This window comes from Yersinia sp. 1252 StPb PI (assembly GCF_048593885.1).
Lineage (GTDB): Bacteria > Pseudomonadota > Gammaproteobacteria > Enterobacterales > Enterobacteriaceae > Yersinia > Yersinia enterocolitica_E.
In genome coordinates this window covers 1-5026 of the sequence record NZ_JAZGQE010000249.1, presented here as the reverse complement: position 1 = coordinate 5026, position 5026 = coordinate 1, and the positions used below count along the sequence as shown (strand labels likewise).

The following is a 5026-nucleotide window of genomic DNA, read 5'->3' as shown; positions in this document are numbered from 1 at the left end:
GTGTTGGTTTTTTAGTAATCAGTAAAAGTATAATGCGCGATGATGTAAGGCTTTGTTTTTATAGATTTTAAGTTCGCGAAAATAATTAAGTGTCAGTAGCTTAAATATCGCGAATAAAGTAAAGCCACGCATCAAAAAGTATATATCGCGAAGGGGAAGTGTACGAGTTAAAGTAATATATGCTGACTTTACTTTCTGTTCATATAAAGTCATTAGGTAGTTTTAAACCGGTAAATTAGGGAATATTTAGTAGTTGTAAGTACCCGGATGTTATCTGTAATAACTTGTGCATTTAAAGTAGTACCTAATAGCAGTACCTAGTTACGAAGTATATTAATGTTAAATCTTAAGTTAGCAGTACCTTAAAAGCCCTGGCTCATACAGTCAGGGCTTTTATCGTTTCTGTAACCAACCAAAGTGCTATTTAACATAACACCTGTTTCCCGCACCGCTAAAACGCCCTCAGCGCGTTTTACCCCCGAAGATGATGAAATCCACGGTTTACCCCACCAAAACCGCCCAAAATCATGCGGATGAATTCTGGCCGAGTGAATCGTTATGCACCAAAACCGGTAGCCACCCGTTTGGCGTGAAAAGGACGCCATGTGCCGTATTTCTGGTAAATATCACCGCGCCGAATTACAGTAGTCATGTGTATTACATGTGACTACTGAGGTTATTTATGCCCGCAGCAACATCCATCAGGCTCGATGAAGAACTTAAGGACCGGCTAAAAACGCTGGCCGATGACCGCCACCGCTCCGCCCACGCGCTGATGCTGGAAGCGATCACCGAATACATTGACCGGGAAGAAAAACGCAGCCAGTACCTGCGGGATGCGCAGGCTTCATGGCAGCACTATCAGGAAACCGGACTGCACCTGACCGCAGAAGAAGCAGAAGCCTGGATGGATACCTGGGGAACTGAGAACGAGCAGGATGCTCCGCCATGCCACAGGTAATCATCTCAGCACTGGCGCAGCGAGATTTACAGCGCCTGCAAAACTTTCTCAAAACCAAAAACCGGCTGGCGGCCAGAAAAGCCGGTGAGGTGATCATCCGGGCCATTCAGCAACTGAAAATGCAGCCGGATATGGGCCGCCCCGTACCCCTTATCCCGCTGGAATACCAGGAGCTGGTGATCGGATTTGGCGACAGCGGCTATGTGATGCTTTATCGCCATGACCGGAAAACGGACCGGATAGTGATCATTACGGTTAAGCACCAGAAAGAAGCCGGCTNTCGGGGACCGCAAGAATAAAATACAAAAAACGGCGGACAGCCCGCCGTTTACCGCCGGAACACACCGGACTCAAAAGCCAGAATCAGCGCCTCCAGTACCAGCCCAACCACTTTCACGACCAGCGCCAACGCCATTAATATCTTCATTGTCTCACTCCTGTTTTATCTGATACCGCCATTGCATCATCTGCCGACTGCGGAAGCCACTAACGACACTTGTCGCAGCACCGCGACAATTACGGGTTAATGAGAACAGAGTAAAAACGGAAAAATCAGATGAAGGAGTTCAGTGATCAGCCACTCATCACTGGGAAATACCCGCAAAAATAGCGCTATAATAACCGTGAGAAATTACACATCTTTCACACCCGTTAAAATTAGGGGTACACAGTGGCAAAAACATTGCTCAACCTTTCACAGGCTGCACAGGCAGCTGGTATCACCCGAAGAACACTGTATAACCATGTAAAGCAGGGAAAGGTGACCGTGTCACGCGACGGGAAAAACAACCCGGTAGTGGATGTCTCTGAGCTCATCCGCGTGTACGGCAATGTGAATCTGCCTGAGAAACAAATTCCCAACGTTTCACACCGTGAAAATACACAGAAAAATTTCCCACATGATCAACTAGCAGCCATGCAGAAAGAGCTGGCCGAAATGAAACAGGCCATCACCCTGATGCTGGAAGATAAAACCCTGCGGGAAAAAGAAAGCCAGCAGCATGAAGACGAGAAAAACCAGCTGCGTGATGAAATCAGGAAGCTGAATGAAACCCTGCAGCAGGCGCGTAAAAAAGGGCTCTGGTCCAGGCTGTTCAGTTAAAGCGTTGGCCCGTGATACTGCCGCGATTTGGCGCGGGACAGCTCAAGCACTTTCTCGCGCTCAATCTTCATCGCCTGTTCTGACCGTACAGCGTGTTCAACCGCTGGAGCTGCTCGCTCAAGCTCGACACCTGACTGCTTAAGGATCTTATCTCCAGACGCACCTGCGCGTTCTCCTGCCTCGTGGTGTCGTACATCTGCTGCAGTTCGCCGAAGGCGCTTTCCCAGTCCTGATAGTGCTGCGCGGACTCGCTCTGCAGCTGCTCTAACGCGCTCAATAATTGTGTTTCCAGCTCGGTCATTATGCCCCCTTAACGCACTATCTTCACGGCTTCCCGCGTCCCGTTGTCCACCGTCCAGCCCGTTTTCACGCTCGCCCCTTTCGGCAACACGATAAACTGGCCGTCTTTGTCCTCCATCAGGCTCACGCCCCACGTTTTCGCCTCGAATTCCGCTAATGCCTGCTTCTGCTCGCTCAACCTCTCCACGTTCGCGGCGATCACGTTCCCCTGATACCACAGAACGCCCCACCCGAGGCTCAGGCACGTTATCAGGCTCACGCCCACCCAAAGCCATGTCCTGAGGATCAGGCGCTGCATAGACGCTCTCTGCGCGTTTATGGCGATGGTGATTTTCTGCTCGCTTGAGCTCAACGCCGCGCTGATAGATTCCTCGTGCTGCCTGAACACGCGCCTCAACGCTGCATCGGTATCGCTCGCCTGCTGCCTCGATTTCACCTCGAAGTTCTTCGCCAAATCTAAAATCCCGCTCATACAACATCCCCTTTAACCGGATATTCCTCCCCCCTTCGGGGTCGGCAATACTGATACTGCTTTTCGTCTCGCGGGCCACGGTAAAACCGGCCTCTTCCAGCGTGCGGATCACGTCGTCCCGCTGCCGCAATTCGCCACTCGCCGCCAGTGACAACAGCCCGTCAGTGATAGCCTGAGCCGCCGCCAGTTTCGACGCAGGCAAATTACGCGGGGTACACAAGGCCCGCTTGTTCAGCGGCGAGTCGGGGTCGTGTAGCCCCAACTGGGCATTAACCACCGTTTTCCACGCATCGATGCGCGGCTTGTCTGCCGGTGCAAACCACGGTTGCAACCGCTTTCCGCTTTGCAGCTCGACATTCGGCACCAAAAAATTCAGCTCCAGCCTCCCCTTGTCGTGGTGCTCCACCCACAGACAGGCGTACTGATCCGCATCCAGTCCCGGCAATAGCGCTTTTTCAAAGCTGAACATCAACTTGTCTTTCGCCTCCGTCGGAAGGTCTGCCTCCTGAAAGGACAGGACGCCGGACGTGTAGCGCTTCGTGTAATCACTGCTGTCAATCAGTGCCACCACATCAGCCGGACTGCCCCGCAAAAGCGTTGCGCCCTCCCGCTGCCGGTCTTGGCCCAAAAGATAATCCACCGGCCCACTGCCCCTACCGGTACCCCGCGCATGGAATTTAACAATCATGGCTGTAAGCCTCACGCAACCGGCGCAATTCCCGCTCAAGTCCCGCCAGTGCCGCGCAGATTTGCACCGCAGGTAACGCACCACCGGCCACCGTGACCGAGTTCACCTGTCGCGCTATCTGATTGAGATTATTCCCCAATCCTGACAACTGGCGCAGCAGCGCCGGATCAATCATCGGGGGCGGCCGCCTGTGCTTTTTTGCAACCGGTTCGCCCAGGCACACCGACCGCATCCACTCCGCCAGGCGCGGACGGTTGCAACGGTCGAGCAGCGCCGCATGCTCGGCTTCAGAAACACGCACGGCCAACATTTTGGTGCGATGTTCGGACATACAAAAATCTCCATGAAAAATGTTATGGCCATAAACCAAAACGCCGGCGATTCGGTGGCGCTTGGCCAGCCGAACGGAGGAGTTGGACAAGCGCTAGCGCGTCAGGGTGTCGCCTTTAGCGGGTTTCGGGGCGCAGCCCNGAACCACATCACAGAGCGTTAGCGATGTGTATGCTGGCTTATATGTTAAATCGGTGTTGGGATGTGGGCCAGATTTTTCATGTTGCGGGGGTAAAAACAAGTAAACGAGTGACCGAGTTAAACAAGCCACCACAGGCGATATGCCGCTTCCTCGCCCAGACAGAGCTCCCCGCTATGGCGGGTGTGCCTAGTCTAGTCTGCGGCGAGCGGAGGGGGTAACAGGGGGAGGTTTTAAATATGAGCTGAGAAAAAAGCACGGGAAAGAAGGATGTCGCCAAAAGCGGCTCCCTGGGGATGCTCGGCCTGTCCCTCGCTGTGCTCAAGGCAGGCCGAGCATCCCCAGACATAACTGTCTAAGGTACTCAGCCTTGCTCCGGACTATCGGCGGGAAATGCATATTCCCTGCCCCTCGCTCGCGCTCCGGAGACACACCGGTTCCTGCTGTCACTGCTTTGGCCTTGGCTGCTGCTGTACCGCCATCGCTTTTTTTAAGTGGTGCCGTTGAATGCCCGTTATCCACTGGTGCAGTGCTGTACGACTCTGCCAGTCCGTACACGGTTATGGTGCGCGTCGCACGCTTGGGTTGTGTGAGCGATACCCCCGTTCAACCCGACTACCACGTCTCACCAGCAACATTCTCTTGAGGCCAATCCGGTGCAGACACGACTTATCGCCAGTGGCGGTAGCCATTGGTAACTGAAGGTTTACGGGAACTAAGGGGTGTGAACTTAAAATTACACTTGAAGAGTTGCTCATCTTGAGGCTACACTAATCAAACGAATTTGGTGACTGTTCCCGTAAAGATCCAGTTACCACCCGGATTCAAGAGTTCGTTGCTCAAGGATCCGGCGAGAAACCGCCGAAAGGCGGTTTTTTCGTTTCTGGAACAAGAGATTACGCCCAGAATGACAGGATCTCAAGAAGATCCTTTCGATTAAACACTAATCTCGGTCAACTTTGATGAAGAAGAAGGTTCAACCACATACTTGTCCATCTAACAGACAGCTAGCGAAAAAACGACTTCCACACATG

Annotated in this window: 7 protein-coding genes and 1 pseudogene; 4 read left to right on the top strand and 4 right to left on the bottom strand. The window is 52.8% G+C overall.

Going from position 1 to position 5026, the window contains the following annotated elements:
- The first annotated feature begins 682 nt into the window (after window positions 1-682).
- From V2A85_RS21805 to V2A85_RS21795, 3 genes are all read left to right on the top strand, one after another.
- Window positions 683-961, top strand: coding sequence for a CopG family ribbon-helix-helix protein (locus V2A85_RS21805; protein ID WP_145527861.1), 279 nt, complete (start codon window positions 683-685; stop codon window positions 959-961).
- Window positions 949-1260 (top strand): type II toxin-antitoxin system RelE/ParE family toxin, encoded by a 312-nt coding sequence (locus V2A85_RS21800; protein WP_420072348.1) that lies wholly within the window; start codon window positions 949-951, stop codon window positions 1258-1260. Before V2A85_RS21805 ends, V2A85_RS21800 begins: the two co-directional genes overlap by 13 nt.
- Before the next feature lie 371 nt (window positions 1261-1631).
- Window positions 1632-2063, top strand: a complete 432-nt coding sequence (locus V2A85_RS21795) for a hypothetical protein (protein WP_420072347.1) — start codon at window positions 1632-1634, stop codon at window positions 2061-2063.
- A gap of 67 nt (window positions 2064-2130) precedes the next feature.
- On the opposite strand, the gene V2A85_RS21790 is transcribed toward V2A85_RS21795, so the two are convergent.
- The 4 genes and pseudogenes from V2A85_RS21790 to V2A85_RS21775 form a co-directional block, all read right to left on the bottom strand.
- On the bottom strand, window positions 2131-2364 hold the full coding sequence (locus tag V2A85_RS21790; RefSeq protein WP_145521126.1) for an MbeD family mobilization/exclusion protein: 234 nt from the start codon (window positions 2362-2364) through the stop codon (window positions 2131-2133).
- Window positions 2365-2373: 9 nt separating this feature from the next.
- The gene (locus V2A85_RS21785; protein WP_145521125.1) at window positions 2374-2835 is read right to left on the bottom strand and encodes an MbeB family mobilization protein; all 462 of its coding nucleotides are present in this window, start codon (window positions 2833-2835) and stop codon (window positions 2374-2376) included.
- 328 nt (window positions 2836-3163) lie between these two features.
- A pseudogene (locus tag V2A85_RS21780) lies at window positions 3164-3523 on the bottom strand (relaxase/mobilization nuclease domain-containing protein); the annotation flags it as partial.
- Window positions 3513-3854 carry a MobC family plasmid mobilization relaxosome protein gene (locus tag V2A85_RS21775; protein WP_420072346.1) on the bottom strand — a complete coding sequence of 114 codons (342 nt, stop codon included), beginning with the start codon at window positions 3852-3854 and terminating at the stop codon, window positions 3513-3515. The gene V2A85_RS21775 and the pseudogene V2A85_RS21780, both read right to left, overlap by 11 nt.
- 508 nt (window positions 3855-4362) lie before the next feature.
- On the opposite strand from V2A85_RS21775, the gene V2A85_RS21770 reads away from it, so the two are divergent.
- Window positions 4363-4638, top strand: a complete 276-nt coding sequence (locus V2A85_RS21770) for a hypothetical protein (protein WP_420072345.1) — start codon at window positions 4363-4365, stop codon at window positions 4636-4638.
- Window positions 4639-5026: the final 388 nt, after the last annotated feature.

Coding starts and splice junctions, on each gene's coding strand:
- V2A85_RS21805 (WP_145527861.1), top strand. CDS start 683: ATGCCCGCAGCAACATCCATCAGGCTCGATGAAGAACTTAAGGACCGG.
- V2A85_RS21790 (WP_145521126.1), bottom strand. CDS start 2,364: ATGACCGAGCTGGAAACACAATTATTGAGCGCGTTAGAGCAGCTGCAG.
- V2A85_RS21785 (WP_145521125.1), bottom strand. CDS start 2,835: ATGAGCGGGATTTTAGATTTGGCGAAGAACTTCGAGGTGAAATCGAGG.
- V2A85_RS21775 (WP_420072346.1), bottom strand. CDS start 3,854: ATGTCCGAACATCGCACCAAAATGTTGGCCGTGCGTGTTTCTGAAGCC.